This is a genomic window from Cytobacillus sp. Bac17 (genome assembly GCF_024519925.1).
In the GTDB taxonomy this organism is placed as follows: domain Bacteria; phylum Bacillota; class Bacilli; order Bacillales; family Cytobacillaceae; genus Cytobacillus; species Cytobacillus pseudoceanisediminis.
On record NZ_JALJRC010000006.1, the window covers coordinates 111,240 to 128,671 of the forward strand.

Consider the following 17,432-nt stretch of genomic DNA (forward strand, 5'->3'; position numbering starts at 1 on the left):
GTTATAAATAGATATGTTTTAGTAATGCCATGAAAAAAAGCAAGTCAACGCTTTTGCTTTGACTTGCTAACTATTAAAACATAGGATGTGGAGGGTCTATCCCCAGAACCGTTTCACCATCTACGGTTAACCAAATGTAATAATGGTCAATTTCCGTTTTCAAGACTTTCTCTATCTTTGCAATCAAACTTTCCTGCAATTCGAATGACAATCTTGCTGTTTCTTCTCCTAATTCATAATTTTGAAGTCCCATTAAATCAGCTATATATCTAGCTTGTTCATACGATACTTCTACATATTTATCATATTCAGGTAAATATGCTGCCTCTGATGTCTTTGCGTTGAATACAAACAATAACATCAAACTTACTAGAACAAATGCTGTTTTCTTCATTTTTGTTCCCCCTTACATTTTTACTAATTTGTCTTTTATTTTAAAAAATGTATCAACGATATCTGGATTGTACATGGTTCCCCGATTTTTTCTAAGTTCATCTATTGCTTCAAGTACGCTTCTGCCTTTCTGGTAAACCCGATCAGTAGTCATGGCATCAAATGAGTCTACAACAGAAATAATTGCTGCTTCTATTACAATTTCATCCCCTTTAAGTCCTTTGGGATATCCAGTGCCATCATATCTTTCATGATGCTGCTCCACCACTTCGCCTGCTTCTATTAAACTCGGCAAACCTGTCTCTTGCAGTATTTCTCTTCCAAACGTAGAATGCTGCTTCATTAATTCCCACTCATCAGAGGTTAATTTACCTGGTTTTTGAAGAATCTCTACTGGCACCTTCACTTTTCCTATGTCATGCAAAAATGCAGCAAGATTAAGTTTTAAAATTTGCCGGGAATTTAAATCAAGTGCGTCTGCCATGAGCATTGACATTTTTGTAATTCTATCGCAATGATCGCTTGTATATCCATCTTTCTCTTCGATTGATATGACCAAATCTCTTAATTCATTTGTCACTCTGCTATAGTAGTGAAAAACTGGATTAGATGTTACATATAAAAATTCAGATTGACCTATTGATTGAAAAATATGATGTTCAGTTACTGGGCATCTTTGAAACGAATCACCAGCTCTGAGTGTTTTTTCCCCATTAGAATCTTTTAAAAGAAGTTTACCTGAAAGCAAATGAAGATATTCTAGCGTTTCACCGCCTTCTAACGGTTCCAGTCCCCACCTGGCATCAGGTTCCAGCTTATGATAAATAACCTCTGTCCCGTCCCCCGAAGCAATCAGGGAGATTTGCAAGCCTTTCATGTGGACTGTTTCAATGAAACTATCTTCATTTATAATGCCCACTTTATTACCCTCTTTCTTATACTTCGCAAATGATGTATGTATTGGGTGGCAAATTAATAAACTTTCCTATATTGCCATTCTAGTACATGATTTTCCATTTTTCCACAAAAATTTTGCTATTAAATTGATATTAAAGAGAATATTGACAATATTTAAGGCTATTTGCCTGATTTTATCATTTCCAATAAAAAACCAGTGACCTTAAATGGGGTCACCGGCTTGTTGTCATTCTCTTTTGTTAGGAGGAACATCTCTTTCGTTTTTCTCCATTTTGTGTATTTTCTGGTCTTCTGGAAGCTGGGTGTTCCTTTCCATGGCGCTTGTATCTTCTCCCATCCCTTTTAGGAAAGTAATCAGAAGTGTAACCGCACGATTGACTTCTGGATCTTTTAATGCCTTTACCAGTTCAAAGTAGCTTGTTTTTTCATCCGTTTCTTTTTGTTCCGCCACCCTGGCAATACCGGAATTTAATTTTAACAGCAAGGGTTCAAGCTGCTGAACATTAATGGTGCCAAGAGTTCCAACCATGAGAAGCAGGTTTTTGATTGTATTGGTAGCTTCCGGTTTATCCACTGCTTTAACAAGGACATTTAATACTTTATCTCCCTGTCCAAATAAGCCATTTAATAATGAAAGAACTCCCCGATCATGCATATGTCCTACTGCTTTCAGTAGCTCAAGAATGGAATCCTTATTATCTATCAGGGCATTCTCCACTTCTTCCAGGTCCTTTTTGCGTTTATCCTCTGGGCTTAATTCAAAACGCTTGATGTTATTAATTGCTTTAGCCATGCTGCTTCCGCTCCTTTTTCACCATTTCTCCCGGGAAAATATAATCTTTTCTTGCCCATTTCTTTTGCACGTTTACACCTATCTGCGGCTGCGGATTGCCATAGCGGTGATTAATTCTTGGAAGCGGGTTGCTTCCTTCTTCACTCAGGATTTCAAGCTTTACCTTCGTTTCCTTATATGCTGGTGTATCGGTATCCTTGTCGGCATAGCTGCTTGTTAATAAATTTATGGCGGCATCGCCCCTATCATTCATAGGAAGGTAAACTTCCTTTCCTTTAACCCTATCCGTTATATGGCACTTTACTTTCACATTGCCATATGGCGATGTCAAACGAACAAGTGTACCATCCTTCACCCCTCGTTCTTCGGCTAATTCAGGTGATACCTCCAGGAAAACTTCCGGTGTTTTCAAGCTGATTCCTTTTGACTTGTAGGTCATATTACCTTCATGGAAGTGCTCCAGAAGACGCCCATTATTGACATGAATATCATATTCCATTGGGTATTCAAGAGCAGGAGTCCAATCTACCGGAAAAAGTCTTGCCTTGCCATCCGGGAAAGGAAAGCCTTCCGTATAGAGGAGAGGACTGTCCGTTCCATCTTCAGCCACGGGCCATTGCAGACTATTGTATCCTTCCAATCTATCATAAGTAACTCCTGCGTATAATGGCATAAGTCCAGCTGCCTCGTCCATTACTTCGCTTGGGTGCGTATATGTCCAGCCTGCTCCCAGCCGATTTGCAACTTCAATGATAATCTGCCAATCCGGCTTCGAATCCCCAAGCGGCTCGAACGCCTGGTAAAGACGCTGAATTCTCCTCTCTGTGTTAGTAAATGTTCCTTCCTTTTCCAAACTTGGACTTGCAGGAAGCACCACATCCGCAAACTCAGCTGTACGGGAAAGGAAAATGTCCTGTACCACAAAGAAATCAAGCTTCTCAAAAGCAGCCTGCACATAATTAATATTTGAATCCACAAGTCCCATATCTTCACCCTTCAGATACATCGCTTTCAGCTGGCCTTCATGAATCCCTTCTACCATTTCGTGATTATTCAGTCCGGCCTTTTCCGGAAGCTTTACTCCCCATGCATCTTCAAACTTCTTTCTCACATCAGGGTCTGAAACCTTCTGATACCCAGGCAAATTATCGGGGCTGCTTCCAAAATCACCTGCCCCCTGCACATTGTTGTGGCCCCTTAAAGGATACGCACCTGCACCAGGTTTAGCGTAATTTCCTGTTACAAGAAGCAGATTTGATATGGCTGTACTTGTATCACTGCCTCCAAGATGCTGTGTGACACCCATTGCCCATAAAGCAGAAACACTATTGGCTTCATGAATCATTTTCGCCATTTTGATTAAATTGTCTTTGGAAATCCCGGTCGTTTCTTCTGCAAATTCCAGCGTATATTTCTCCAGGTTTGATACAAATTCTTCAAGTCCATTTACTTTTTCCTGCAGAAACTTCTCATCCGCCCATCCCTGGTCGATAATGTATTTGGTAATGGCAGAAAGCCAGACCATATCCGTACCTGCACGAGGACGCACAAACAGATCAGACCGCTCTGCCATTTCATGTTCCCTTAAGTCAGCCACAATTACTTTTTGGCCGTTAAGCTTCTGGGATCGTTTCACCCTGGTAGAAAGAACCGGATGGGATTCAGACGTATTGGAACCAATAATCAGCACTAATTCGGAGTTTTTAATATCTTCGATTGAACCAGCATCCCCTCCATATCCCACAGTTCGAAATAACCCTACAGTTGCAGGGGTCTGGCAATATCTTGAACAGTTATCGATATTATTTGTCCCTATGACTGCCCTGCCAAGTTTCTGCATTAAATACGATTCCTCATTGGTACATTTAGATGATGTAATAAAGCTCAATGCATCTGGGCCATGCTGTTCTTTAATTTCCGAGAATTTTCGTGTAATCAGTTCCAATGCTTCGTCCCATTCTGCTTCACGGAATGAATCGCCTTCCCTGATTAGCGGCTTCGTTAATCGTTCCTCACTATTCACAAAGTCCCAGCCAAATTTCCCTTTTACACATGTAGAAATTCCATTGGCAGGTGCTTCTGCCTGAGGCTCCACCTTCAGTATTTCACGGCCCTTTGTCCATACATCAAAGCTGCAGCCGACACCGCAATATGTACAGACTGTTTTGGTCTTTTTAATTTTCTCTTCCCGCATAGCTGCTTCCATATCAGATATAGCCAGAATGGACCCATATCCTGTTTCAACATTTTTAGTGATTTCAATCATTGGACGAAGAGTGTCTTTGGCAATTCCAGTCAGAAATCCGGCTTCCCCCTCCATTCCTTTTTCCATCATGGCATTACATGGACAAACCGTAGAACAGTGTCCACAGGATACGCAGGAGGACTCGTTAATGGGCACATCGTTATCCCAGATAACCCTTGGTCTCTCCCGCTCCCAATCAATGGTAAGGGTTTCAGTAACCTGGACGTCCTGACAGGCTTCCACACATCTTCCGCAAAGAATGCACTGATCGGGATCGTATCTGTAAAATGGATGAGATTCATCCTTTTCATAAGGTTTTTGATCAAACGGGATGCTTTGGTGATTGATTTTCATCGCCTTAACCGTATTATGTATTTCACATCCCCCGTTGTTATAATCACAAACCGTACAATACAATTCATGATTAAAGAGAATCTTATCCATGGCAATGGTCTGCGCCTGTTTTACATCAGGATCCACAGTATCAATTACGTCTCCATCTTTAATTTTTGTGGAGCACGAACGTACAAGTTCTCCATTGACAGAAACAATGCAGGTATCACAGGTCTCTATTGCTCCAAGGCTCGGATGGAAGCAAACCTGAGGAATTTCAATCGAACTATCGTTTAATAATTGCAAAACGGTTTGATCCTGCTTTGCCTTCATTTCTATACCATTTATCTTTATATTGAGAGATGCTGGCAACTCAATCATCCTTTCAATGAATCGGTTTCTTAGGTTTTCACTACCCTTGCAAGAAAAAGTTAAACGTTTAGTTAATGATATTGGCAGATAACTCCAGGCATTCTAACAAAAATAGATTTTAATGGACACAAAAAAAACGGCTGTAAATTCAGCCGCCTTTAACACATTTATTTTTCCAGCAATGACAACAAATGATTTCTAAGAATCGCTTTCATTTTTTCTTCATTAAATTGATCTGGTTTCATTACTGCATGGAGGGCGAGGCCATCAATAAGGGCATGCAGACGACCTGCTTCTTCCTCAATTTTCATTTCAGTTCCGGACAGTCCTAATTTAACTAGTCCCTCAATGATGTTTCTGATGCCTGTCTTCATTTCTTCGTATACACGGCTGCTAAGTTCAGAAAGATGCGGGTCTACTAAAGCCTTTATATTAAATGCTATCCAGACTTCCATTTCCAATCGCCGTTCTTCATCTAGAGGAAGTAATTCCCCCAGCACGAGAATCATATTTTCGAAATGATCATCTGTAAAAGCCGCATTCTGAATTCGTGTTTTCACCCTTTCTGATACTAAGTTCATTGAATACGCCAACAGTTCATTTTGATTTGAAAAATAATGGCGCAAAGACCCAGCAGATAGACCTGCTTCCTCCGCAACTTTACGAACAGAAGCACCTTCAATACCCTCTTTTTTAATCACCCGCCATGCTGCTTTTCCTAAAATATGCTTTTGCTCTTCATGGTTAACTTTTTTTGGCATAATTATATTATACCACCTATTGCTTTTTTAACACAGTTGTATTACAATATTTTTATAGTACAACTGTGTTAAAAAGGGATGTGGAAAATCTGATTGGCTGGCTAATTATCGCATGTGAAATTGGTTTTTGGATTTTTGTTGCTGCAGGTTTAACAGCAAGATATATAGTAAAGAAAAAATCATTAGGTGGTTTCCTTCTGCTTTGTACCCCGCTAATTGATTTAATTCTAATTGCAGCAACGACCATTGATTTGCACAGTGGAACAGAGGCAACCATTTTCCATGGCTTTGCAGCAATTTATATTGGCGTAACCGTAGCCTATGGAAAACCTATGATTCAATGGGCAGACGAAAGATTTGCCTTTAAGTTCGGAAATGGACCAAAACCTGAAAAGCCAGCAAAATACGGCAAAGAACATGCAAGGAGAGAGAGAAACGGATGGTATAGGCATCTTCTCGCATGGATAATTGGTTTGGTTTTATTAATGGCTATGATCCTTTTTATTGACAATCCCCAGCAAACGGAGAGTCTCAAAGGATTAGCAGGAATATGGACATTGGTTCTTGCAATCGATTTTGCCATCAGCTTCAGCTATACTGTTTGGCCGAGAAAAATGAAAGCTGAAAACTCAAAAATAACTCTGTAGTTTCACAAAACCTGCTTCTTGTCAGGTCAAAAGTTTATCATTATAACCGTCCTTTTTTAGGAGATATCAAAAAACAGGAGCCTTCTTCGGGGACTCCTGTTTTTTAATTATTATTGGCTGCCGTTTTTCTGCAGAACTTTCAATCCAGATCCCATATCGGATGCAAGTACATAATTGCGATCTACGAATACACCCCAAATGTTAGATTTGCTTGGAATATAGACACCAATTTCTTCCGGATTCGACGGGTCTGTAATATCAACTGTCCTTACACCCCCTGCATAATGTGAGAGATACAATGTGTTCCCCTGAACCTTTGGATCATGGACCGTCGCTCCTCCAGGAATCTTCTCAGTGAAGTCGGTTCTAAAAGTGCTTAGAAGCTTTGGATCTGTCTTATCTTTGATATCATAAATCATTGTGTAGCCATAGGCACTCTCAAAGCCCTCTCTGGTTGGACCAAATACCTCCCTTGTCTCTATAAGGACATTTCCTCCTTTAGCTAAATCCATCGAATGGGCGGCTCCCTGAACATCATTGGCGAAATCCGTCCTGCCCAGATAAACTGGATTTTTGGCATCGCTAATATCAAGTATGATTGTTCCTAAATCCCAGTACGAAAGGAAAGCTGTTTTCCCAGTTCCATCTGTTTTGACGCTATGAGCAAACGCTGCCCTTTGAATTCCTTCTTCATCAGTCCAATTATATCCATCATAATTATCATCGTTCACTTCAGATATATAATTGCGCGGATTAAATTCATAAATTGTTTCAGGCGTTGAGGGATTTGTAACGTCTACAATATTAACATCCATTTTATCACCATGAGAATACAGATCTGCATAGCAATTTGCAGTCAGCACATAAACATTATTACCTTGAACGGTTAGGTAAAGTTCATGTGTTCCCCGTGCCCCCGATGTATCTTCCCAAAATCCCAATTCCTTTGGTTCCCGAGGGTTTGTTACATCGTATAATACAAATCCTCCTTTTGCATTTGGGTTGGTTCGATCTACCTTTTGAACGCTGACTGCAGCCAAATCACCTTTAAAGTGCTTCGTATTAACAGTTTTTACAATTACTTTTTCCTGCCATGTCCCTGGGATATGAGCAAATGACGACACTTCTACTGGATTTGAAGGCTTTTTCATATCAAATACACGCACTCCGCCTTCACCCCCATTTTTGGTATGTGTGCCTACATAGGCAAAGCCTTTATGCGCATAAACATCACCCGATGAATTTTGTACTCCCTCTTTTACTTCTTTTAGTGGAACAGACGCTACTTCTTGAAGATTACCTGTATTTTTGCTGCCATCAAGCAATGGAACAGCTAATTCAACACCTGCCAGACTATCACCTTTTTCAATACCTCCGCTGAATTCATCATGTGCAAATGCTGTTGGGCCACCAGCGGATAGGACAAGAGCTCCGGCTAAAGCAGTTTTAATTAAGATTTTCTTCTTCAAATTTATTCCCCCTAATATAATTTAGCTATGTAGTCGGTACGCTAAGTTTAAGTGTCCCGAAATACTGCATTTTTTATATTAAAGAAAATTCAGAATTTTTAATATCAGAAAATTTTCCTATATTTTCTACAATATATGACTGATTCTCTTCCATCCTATATAACTAGTGAACATAATGGAATATGATATTTACACTAATTTGACCAGTCTTTGCGTATTTCTTTTGCCCCCCCAAAAAAAGAAAACACCTTCCAATGGAAGATGCCTGAATAAATTTATCTCCTGCTTTTCAGCTTTCTTTTTACAGCCGGAACAACATATTTTTTCACTAATGAAGCACCGTTTTTTACAATGAATGCTTTTATTAATCTTTTCAATGCCATGAAAGGATCCCTCTTTTCGGTTTGAACATTACTTTATATTCTTTACCTTTTTAGTATGTCCGTTAAACATTGAATGCAAAAAAGCCCTTGAGGCAAGGGCTTTCTGCTGATTATAAAGGAAGCAGGGATATTTTCTCTTTTTCTTTCAGCTGTTCAATCATTCCATACCACTCCTGCGGTTTAGCCGATAGAACAGCGTAATATTCTGAAAGGAAATTAATAACCAAGCCAGAAGGAATCTCTGTGATTTCTTCATCTGCTGGCATGAAGCAAAAATCAAGTCCCTTAACTGCTTCCCCATCATTTTTCCAAGAAGGATGAAGATATGGGAAATCAAGCTTCTTATAGCCCATATGAGACAAAACCTCCCGGCGGACGAATGGGTTCATTGGCTTGGCACCGCCAAATTCATGGTCTTCAATTCCATAAGGATCATAAATTTCTGCAAACATGCCAAATAGCTCTTTACCGTTTTGGCCGGCAAGCTCGTCAAGATCCTTGGATCGATTTCGTGCAAGGAAACGGCCAAGGCTTAGGCCCTGACGGCCAATGATGGTAAAATCAGTCATGGCAATATTCCATTGCGGATAGTAGCGATATTCGGTAGCACCCACCACATCACCTTCATGAACAGCCGCAAATACACGAATTACAGAATCTTCAAGAGGTTCCTTCCATAATTCAAACTCCAGTACTTCTTCAGGAGGAAAGACTTCTTTCATCAACTCATGCATTTTAACAAAAAGAGGATCATGAATACTCGTAATTCTGATATATTCCAATGTACTATCTCCTTTGCCGCTTATACCTTAAATGGATTGTTCCATACCATTAAGGCACCGTAATTAAGTGACTCCTCATCTTCTAAATAATTTTCTGCAACAGTAAGCGGAGTTCGGCCGCACCTCAGCAAAAATGTTATAACCGGATCTTTCTTCTTCCCCTCGATCAATTGCTGAAGATATTCCTGGGCAGTCAATTCATGGGCGAATTTATGGTAGCCAGGCATCCGCCCCCCTCCAAGCAAGCGATCGAGACCTAAGCTAATGACAACCTGATACATAGCCTGCATCATTAATTTGCCCAGCCCAAGTTTTCGGAACTTGGGTCGGACACTTATATCAACAATATATAATGTTTTGCCTTGAGGATTATGATTGCGAATATAGCCGCTGTCGGTTATTTCTTCCCATGTATGCTCCGGGTGGGAAGTATCAAAATCAACAATCAGCCCAGTTAAAGACCCTGCTAATACTCCTTCAATCTCGATGCAAAGTGCACCATCCTGAAAGAGCTCCACATGGTTAGTTAATTGCTCCTTATTCCACCATAAATCTGAAGGAAAAGGGGGCGGAAAGCATTCAGCCTGAATGTCAATTAATTGATCAAAATCCGCTTTAGTATAATTCCTGATTACAGCAGGCACCGGCTTATCCCCATCAAACACATAAAATTCGCTTCTATATGCCATTTTTCATCCTTCGATATTTTCTTTTTCCCAGTCGACATACAAATCCGTTCTGCGGTCGCGCCAAGTCGTAACAGAACCGCGTTCTCGGACTTCATATAAAAGGCTAAGGTCAAGGTCGGCAGTCACAATCATATCGTCATTCAACTCGCCTTCCACCATAATCCCTTTTGGCGGAAATGGAATATCATTCGGTGTAATGACAGCTGCCTGGCCGAAATTGGCACGCATAAAGTCGACAGTAGGCAGGGAACCAATTGTTCCTGTGACCACAACATATACCTGATTCTCAATAGCTCTTGCATGGCTTGTATAGCGGACACGGTGGAAACCATGCCGGTCGTCCGTGCAGGAAGGACAGAAAATAACATCTGCTCCTTTTGCTTTTGCCATACGGACGATTTCCGGAAACTCAATATCATAGCATGTCAGGATGGCTATTCTGCCTTTATCTGTATCAAATACACGGAGGCCTTCGCCAGGTGACATATTCCACTCATGGACTTCAGTAGGAGTGATATGCAGTTTAGCCTGCTCTTCAATCCGCCCATCCGGATAAAATAAATGAGCCACATTATAAAGGCGGCCATCTCTGTTAATAACTTGTGTACCGCCAATAATATGCATTTTTGTATCTTTAGCAAAATCGGAAAATAGCATTTTATACTGTTCTGTAAAACCAGGCAATTCATTTATCGTCAGACTTGTTCCCTGCTCGCTTCCAATGGACAAAAGCTGTGTGGTAAAAAATTCAGGAAATAAGACAAACTCCGATCCGAACTCCTGGGCAGTTTTAATGTAATGCTCACATTGCCCGGCAAACTCTTCAAACGAACGAATGGTGTGCAGATGATACTGCACAGCAGATACACGAATTTTCAATGTACTCCCCCTCATCAGAAAATGTATAGATGAGTATCACTCTATCTTTTAAAAATTATCAATGATTTTCCTGCATAGCACAATACTTTTTTAATCGGAATACGAAATTTTTTAATTAACACTATTTTATTTTACAAACCAGACTTTTTGAATTTTATCTTCTTCAATTTCATACATTGCTATTGCATAAATAGACTGACCGTTTGCCCTTCCAGTAACATATTCATAATCAATAACTATATTTCCTTTTGCCATTCTGGAAATCAGCTCAGCATGCTGATTTGGATTGTTTTTAAAAAGCTGGCTGTACCTCTCCCTCATCTTTTCTTTTCCTCTATACATAACCTCGTCCCCAGGGAATGTCATAACTGTTACATCATCACTATATACTGCTAAAAATTCATCAATGTTCTGCCGGTTATAAGCATCAAGCTGCTGCTGAGCAATCCTTCCTGTTTTTTCTTCCAATTGGGACACCATCTTTCCATCGTTTTTCTTTCTATCCTAAGGTTTTATAGCATGCCGGTCTAGTTTTGTGCCATAAAAAAAGCATTACCCGTAAAAGTAATGCCTTAAGTCTCTATTTTAATAATTTGCTTAATCCTGATATAAGCCCAATACCTTTTTTAAAATCATTGTTTGCTGCATTAAGTACTTTTAAATATAGGCTTAAAAGGGAAGCGTTTTGTTTCTTTAATTCAGCTACCTCTTTTCGAGTTGTTTTTAATTCGGATCTTATTGCCTCCATTTCTTTTTGCAAGGAAACAAGTTCTCTATTTTCGATGTCTGGAATCTCTTCGATAGCTGCTCCATCTTTATCTTCAGGCGGCTTTTGAGAGATTTCCCCGACCAGTCCCATTAGGGAATCATCCTTCAATATCTTATTGGCCATTTTAAATAAAGATCCGAAATTGATATTATTTTCATCCTTCAGTAAATTTGCTGCCAGTTTTTCTACAGCCTCGGAATTATACCGATTCTTATTGCTTGCCGTTTTTTCAGATGAATTCTGCTGTTCTGGTTTATTTTCCTCCATTTTTATCCCGTCCTTCTTCGTTTTCACTCACTATTCTATGAAACTGCAGTATATTTGGAATGGACAAACATACAGGATTAAAAGATTTTATTTTTTCATACGAAAAACCCTGGAAATATACCAGGGTTTCTGTAATTTTTCTTTAAGCGTCATTTGCAGAGCATCCCAAAAGGCTGCAAATTGCCTCCACGATGGCACCTTCTGCTGAAGGTACAAGAATGCTTGCCAAAAGTAATACAACGGCTAAAAGAATGACAATTAACACCGTTAATGGTTCTACCATGATGATATCCCCCCTTTAAAGTCATTTAGCAAGGGAACCCTTACGTAGACATGTTATGTTTAAAATTTGGACATGCTTAAACTACTATCCTATACTGAGAAAAAAGGGCGCTTGTCCATGGGGGATAACACTTAAATTTGAAAAAATGTCCATCCTATAAATTTAATTTTTTACTGTAAAGCTATTAAAATTATGATTTGCAGAGATCATTAAAACTTAATTACTATATGAGAAAGCATATATTTCATCAGTTTCTAAGGGAATTGAGGCACCCTTGTAAAACTATATGTAACAAAAGCTGGCCCCCGTGACAGCGAGCCAGCTTTTCATTTACTTCTTTTTCAATTCATTTGCCAGAAATTCAACATCCGTTCCAACAATAACCTGCAGACTGGTTTTGCTGAGCTTTATTACCCCTTTTGCCCCCAGCTGTTTTAAACGCCCTTCATCAACCATAGCTATATCTTTCACCTTTAAACGAAGGCGGGTTACACAATTATCGATTTCTTCAAGATTTTCTCTGCCGCCCAGAGCCTCCAGATAAGCATCTGCAGCTTCAGCATAGTCGCCTTTTAGAGCGGAATTCCCTGCAAATTCACCTGCAATTTCATCTTCCCTTCCCGGCGTTTTTAAATCCAGTTTCTTAATGAGGAAATAGAAAACCACAAAATACAGAAGGCCATAAAGGAGACCTATTCCCGCAAGCAGCACTGGCTTCTGGGCAATGCCGAAGTTTAGAAAATAATCCAGGGCACCTGCTGAAAACCCGAACCCATGATGAATATCCAACAAATAGGAGATGGACATAGCCAAACCTGTTAAAATAGCATGAATAAAATATAGTACCGGTGATAAGAACATAAATAAGAATTCTATCGGCTCTGTAATACCGGTCAGGAAGGAAGTAAATGCGAGGCCTGCCATCGCCCCTGCCACCGCTTTCCTTCTTTCCTTTTTAGCAGCTGCAACCATGGCAAAAGCAGCGCCCGGCAGACCAAACATCATGATCGGGAAGAATCCAGTCATGAAAATCCCTGCAGATGGATCTTTTGCAATGAATCGCCATAAGTCTCCTTTAATGACATCCCCGGCTGCATTAGTAAACTCACCAAACTCAAACCAGACAAGCGTGTTCAATATATGATGGAGCCCAACCGGAATTAATAATCGGTTGAGGAATCCGAAGACTCCAACACCCGCGGCACCTGCACCAATAATCCAATCGCCCACACTGTTAATGCCTGCCTGGACCGGCGGCCATACATACCCGAACAAAAATGCAATGACAATCATAACAAGTGATGTGATAATGGGCACGAACCGTTTTCCTCCAAAGAAACCAAGCCATTCCGGCAGCCTAATATCATGATATTTATTGTATAATAGCCCTGCAATAATACCGGAAATGATTCCCCCAAAAACACCCATATTGACCGTTTCGTTTATCGCCGCGGCACCTTCAGTCAGCACAAAATAACCCACTGCACCGGCTAGGGCAGCGGCCCCGCTGCCATCCTTAGAAAAACCGATGGCAATCCCGATGGCAAACAATAGAGCCAAATGTCCAAACACAGCATTCCCGGCTGCAGATATAAACGGAATGCCTAAAAGGTCATCCTGTCCCAGCCTAAGCAAAAGTGCAGCAGCAGGCATGACTGCAATCGGCAGCATTAAAGACTTGCCAATCTTTTGTAAAAACCCCAACATTTTTACACACCTCTTTCTGCATGGATTATTACATAATATGAACAGGCTTTATAATTCAGTACCAGACACCATCAGTATTATGCCGACCCGCCATATAATAAAAAAAGAACCTGGGGCATTTTGCCGCCAAGTTCTTTCCTGCGAGTTTAATAGAGTAAATATTCTTCACGTGTCTTATTGAATTGTTTTAATTCTTTCTGCCATTTGGAGGAGATTTCTTCAACTGGCTTCCCTTCCTCAATGTCTTCACGGACCCAGCCATTGCCCATCAGATTGTCAAAGAATGAAATTCCTGCACTGTTTTCGGCACGGAATTCGAAGTCTTCCGGATACATATCATGGATCGCCTTCACGATATGAAGTCCGGTCTCGACAGGCTTGAATGCATCGCGATGTGTAACATGAATTTGAATCCCATGTGAAAGCTTTCCTGCATGCTTAGAGAAGCTTGGTGTAAACGAAGCAGCTCTGAAGGTTACCCCCGGAAGATTAAGACTGTTCAAATGTCCAGCCAAATCATCAGCGTTGATAAATGGAGCACCAATTAATTCAAACGGCTTCGTTGTTCCGCGTCCCTCAGAAACATTCGTCCCTTCAATCAATGCAGCTCCCGGATATACTAAAGCAGTTTCTAAAGTGGGCATATTAGGGGACGGCATGACAAACGGAAGGCTGGTGTCATCATAATACATTTCCCGCTTCCAGCCATTCATTTTGACAACAGTTAACTCTGCACCAATTTCGAACTCTTCATTGAATAATTCGGCCAGTTCACCTACTGTCATCCCATGCCGGAGCGGGATCGAATAATTCCCCACAAATGAGGAATACTTCATATCAAGCACAGGTCCTTCAACCTTTGTTCCACCTTGGGGATTTGGCCTGTCCAGCACGATTAAAGGAATATTGTTTTCTTTTGCTGCTTCCATTGCATATGCCATTGTATAAATATACGTGTAGAAACGTGTTCCTACATCCTGGATATCAAACAGGAGCACATCGATATTTTCCAGCATTTCAGGTGTAGGCTTCTTGGTTTTTCCGTATAAGCTGTAAACAGGAAGCCCTGTCTTTTCATCGATATAATACTCAACATATTCTCCCGCCTGTGCACTTCCGCGGACTCCATGTTCCGGGCCATATAAAGCTGTTAACTCCACATCGGGATCATTGTGCAGAATATCGACAATGCTGTTTAAATTCTGGTCTACCCCAGTCGGGTTTGTGATTAAGCCCACTCTTTTCCCCTCTATGAGATCCCTCTTATCATTTAAAAGAACTTCAACTCCAAGTTCGAATTTCTTTTTCTTGCCTTTTCCTTTGCCATTGCCGTTATCTGCAAGCACAACAGTTAAAGAAGAGAGTACGAGAATCATTGTCAAAAACCCCATAAACCATTTCTTCATATATTTTTCCCTCCTTGATCAGAAAAGCGGAAGCTCCTTGCCCATCCCCTACATCTTGGTGGGGAAGGGGGTGGAGCTAGAAAGTTTCTAAAATTCCAACGATAAAAATTCTACTAATATTAAGAATGAAGGCACAGGCAAAACCCTAGGCTGCCTGTACCCCTTCCTATTTAAAAATAGCAGTGTGCCTAATAGCTCAATCCATGGCCAAATTCAAATAAAACACTGCCATCTGGACCCGGAATTGTTACAGGCAATTTACCTGAAGGATTAACCTGGCCAAAAACAACACCTGCAGATGCATCAAAGCTTGCCGTCCTGAATCCGTATTGCGCAATGTAGGCATCAACTTCCGGATAAGCCATGATGTCATATGGGTTACGGATGCCAACCGAAATGACTGGAGCTTCTGACTCAGCAATGATGGAATTAACCATTTTCATCTGAGCGCTGTCCGGTGAGCGGCCTGATACATTAAACGTATAGGAGCCCACAATAACAGCACTGGCATTCCTGATTAGCTGCTTCTGCTCTTCCGTTAATGCATAGCTTGAGGTTTGGATGACCGTTGTGTTTGCATGAAACTTGCTGATTGCGTTCTTTAAGTCTGCAATATACGTATTGCCGACAACGACTATATTATCTTCAGGAGATAATTGCAGCGGCAATGCATCTCTTTCATTTTTAACCAATGTGACTGAACGTTCAGCTGCTTCTTTTTCTATTTGTTTATGTTCTTCTGATCCAACAATCTGAAGTGCGTTTGCAATTTTTTCATCGATCGGCTGTGGTGTCTCTTCTTTAATAATTCCTCGCTTTATTTTCAAAGTTAAAATTCGTTCAACTGATGATTCAATGCGTTTTTCTGATATTTCTCCATTCTCCACAGCATTCACTAGCCCTTCTGCAACTTCTTGAAGCCCAACAGGCATTAGCACAATATCTGTTCCAGCTTTTACTGCTCGAATGGCCGCGTCAACTGGTCCAAAATGTTCGGCAATGGCATTCATATTCATCGCGTCTGTTGTAATAACACCATCATAGCCCATTTCTTCCCTCATAAGTTCTGTCAGCACTTTATGGGAAAGAGTGGCCGGAACTGCAATTTCCTCACCAGTTTTTTTCGAGATTGCTTTTGTATCATCAATCTTAGGGAAGGTAACATGTGCTGTCATGATCGCATCAATCCCTGCTTCCATTCCCTTTTGGAAAGGATACAATTCAACTTCTTTTAGACGTTCTTTGTCATGTGGTACTTCAGGCAATCCAAGATGGGAGTCTACTGCTGTATCTCCATGTCCGGGAAAGTGCTTTGCTGTAGCGGCAACACCTGCTGATTGCAATCCTTCGGTATAAGCAACACCCATGTCAGCGACAAGCTGCGGGTCCTCACCAAATGAACGAACGCCAATTACCGGATTGTCGGGATTATTATTTACATCCATAACAGGTGCAAAGTTCATATTTATGCCAAGTGATGCCAGTTCCTCTCCAATCGCCTTGCCGACCTTTCGGGAAATTTCTTCAGAACGGGCAGCTCCTAACGCCATATTGCCAGGCATGTCTGTTCCTGATTGAAGACGTGTTACAATTCCGCCTTCCTGGTCAATCGTCATTAATAAGCCGAATTTATCTGCAGCTTTCTGATAGTCGGAAACCAGTGTGGCTGTCTGTTCTGTTGTCACCACATTTTCACGGAATAATATGACCCCGCCAAGATGATAATCTTTTACCAGCTTCTCAATTTCCGGCAGCATTTCAGTGACATTTTTCCCCTTCCAGGTGCGGAAATCAGGCATCAGCATCTGGCCGACCTTTTCTTCAATAGACATGTTTTTCACTGCTCGGCTAATGAGATCATACCGTTTCCCATGCTCCTTAATGATTTTCACTTTAAAAGCTGGCTTGCCCTTGCTGTGCTTTTTGCCGTCAGGTTTTATTTGAAGTGCAATACGGTCCTTATATACTCCGTCCGTTACACTGATGAAGGTTTTTCCTGGCTTCCCCATTAAGGTGATATTCCCCGCCTGATCAACTGCTGCAACATTTTTATTTGAAGATTTCCATTTCACACCATCTGAAATTCCCATGAAATGTCCTTCTTTATAGACATGAAGCGCCTTTAATTTAAATGCTTCTCCACTAATTTCCGTACTGACATCAGGCACATTCTGAAGGATGATTAAATCCTTTGCTGCACTTTCTGCAGAGGCTTGTTTCAAGGTTCCTCCGATCCATAACTGCGAAACGGCAAGTGTAATTGCGAGAAGGGAAATGAACATTATTTTACGGGCTTTAACCATTTCTTCCACCGTCCTTACTGCATTTATTTCATA

The 17,432-nt window shown here is 40.8% G+C and carries 16 protein-coding genes; 1 reads left to right on the forward strand and 15 read right to left on the reverse strand.

Annotation, left to right across the window (positions count from 1 at the left end):
• Positions 1–73: 73 nt before the first annotated feature.
• The 5 genes from NR125_RS10510 to NR125_RS10530 form a co-directional block, all read right to left on the reverse strand.
• Positions 74–394 carry a hypothetical protein gene (locus tag NR125_RS10510; protein WP_009333535.1) on the reverse strand — a complete coding sequence of 107 codons (321 nt, stop codon included), beginning with the start codon at positions 392–394 and terminating at the stop codon, positions 74–76.
• Positions 395–406: 12 nt separating this feature from the next.
• A complete protein-coding gene (locus tag NR125_RS10515; protein ID WP_256815285.1) occupies positions 407–1,312 on the reverse strand; it encodes an HD-GYP domain-containing protein in 906 nt (301 codons plus the stop codon).
• Between the two features lie 225 nt (positions 1,313–1,537).
• Entirely contained in the window at positions 1,538–2,104 is a 567-nt protein-coding gene (locus tag NR125_RS10520) for a helical membrane plugin domain-containing protein (RefSeq protein WP_009333533.1), read from the reverse strand.
• Complete coding sequence (gene fdhF, locus NR125_RS10525) at positions 2,097–5,063, reverse strand: formate dehydrogenase subunit alpha (protein ID WP_256815286.1); 2,967 nt, start codon at positions 5,061–5,063, stop codon at positions 2,097–2,099. The genes NR125_RS10520 and fdhF overlap by 8 nt, the downstream gene beginning before the upstream one ends.
• Positions 5,064–5,221: 158 nt before the next feature.
• Complete coding sequence (locus NR125_RS10530) at positions 5,222–5,815, reverse strand: TetR/AcrR family transcriptional regulator (RefSeq protein WP_019381197.1); 594 nt, start codon at positions 5,813–5,815, stop codon at positions 5,222–5,224.
• Between the two features lie 89 nt (positions 5,816–5,904).
• Between NR125_RS10530 and NR125_RS10535 the strand changes: the two genes are divergently transcribed.
• Positions 5,905–6,462, forward strand: a complete 558-nt coding sequence (locus NR125_RS10535; RefSeq protein WP_026041657.1) for a membrane protein — start codon at positions 5,905–5,907, stop codon at positions 6,460–6,462.
• Positions 6,463–6,572: 110 nt separating this feature from the next.
• Here the strand turns inward: NR125_RS10535 and NR125_RS10540 are convergent, their stop codons facing one another.
• The 10 genes from NR125_RS10540 to NR125_RS10585 form a co-directional block, all read right to left on the reverse strand.
• Complete coding sequence (locus NR125_RS10540) at positions 6,573–7,931, reverse strand: LVIVD repeat-containing protein (protein WP_256815287.1); 1,359 nt, start codon at positions 7,929–7,931, stop codon at positions 6,573–6,575.
• Between the two features lie 493 nt (positions 7,932–8,424).
• On the reverse strand, positions 8,425–9,096 hold the full coding sequence (locus tag NR125_RS10545; protein WP_256815288.1) for a GNAT family N-acetyltransferase: 672 nt from the start codon (positions 9,094–9,096) through the stop codon (positions 8,425–8,427).
• Between the two features lie 20 nt (positions 9,097–9,116).
• Entirely contained in the window at positions 9,117–9,785 is a 669-nt protein-coding gene (locus NR125_RS10550; protein ID WP_256815289.1) for a GNAT family N-acetyltransferase, read from the reverse strand.
• 3 nt (positions 9,786–9,788) lie between these two features.
• Positions 9,789–10,664 carry a carbon-nitrogen hydrolase family protein gene (locus NR125_RS10555; protein WP_256815290.1) on the reverse strand — a complete coding sequence of 292 codons (876 nt, stop codon included), beginning with the start codon at positions 10,662–10,664 and terminating at the stop codon, positions 9,789–9,791.
• Positions 10,665–10,790: 126 nt separating this feature from the next.
• Positions 10,791–11,141, reverse strand: coding sequence for a nuclear transport factor 2 family protein (locus NR125_RS10560; protein WP_251267140.1), 351 nt, complete (start codon positions 11,139–11,141; stop codon positions 10,791–10,793).
• A gap of 103 nt (positions 11,142–11,244) precedes the next feature.
• Positions 11,245–11,700, reverse strand: a complete 456-nt coding sequence (locus NR125_RS10565; protein ID WP_251174992.1) for a hypothetical protein — start codon at positions 11,698–11,700, stop codon at positions 11,245–11,247.
• A 142-nt stretch (positions 11,701–11,842) separates the two neighbouring features.
• The gene (locus NR125_RS10570; RefSeq protein WP_019381191.1) at positions 11,843–11,983 is read right to left on the reverse strand and encodes a hypothetical protein; all 141 of its coding nucleotides are present in this window, start codon (positions 11,981–11,983) and stop codon (positions 11,843–11,845) included.
• A gap of 330 nt (positions 11,984–12,313) precedes the next feature.
• Positions 12,314–13,690, reverse strand: a complete 1,377-nt coding sequence (gene nagE, locus NR125_RS10575; RefSeq protein ID WP_256815291.1) for an N-acetylglucosamine-specific PTS transporter subunit IIBC — start codon at positions 13,688–13,690, stop codon at positions 12,314–12,316.
• A 146-nt stretch (positions 13,691–13,836) separates the two neighbouring features.
• Positions 13,837–15,096: an exo-beta-N-acetylmuramidase NamZ family protein gene (locus NR125_RS10580; protein WP_256815292.1), complete on the reverse strand. Its 1,260-nt coding sequence runs from the start codon at positions 15,094–15,096 to the stop codon at positions 13,837–13,839.
• Between the two features lie 188 nt (positions 15,097–15,284).
• Complete coding sequence (locus NR125_RS10585) at positions 15,285–17,399, reverse strand: glycoside hydrolase family 3 protein (RefSeq protein ID WP_256815293.1); 2,115 nt, start codon at positions 17,397–17,399, stop codon at positions 15,285–15,287.
• Positions 17,400–17,432 lie beyond the last annotated feature (33 nt).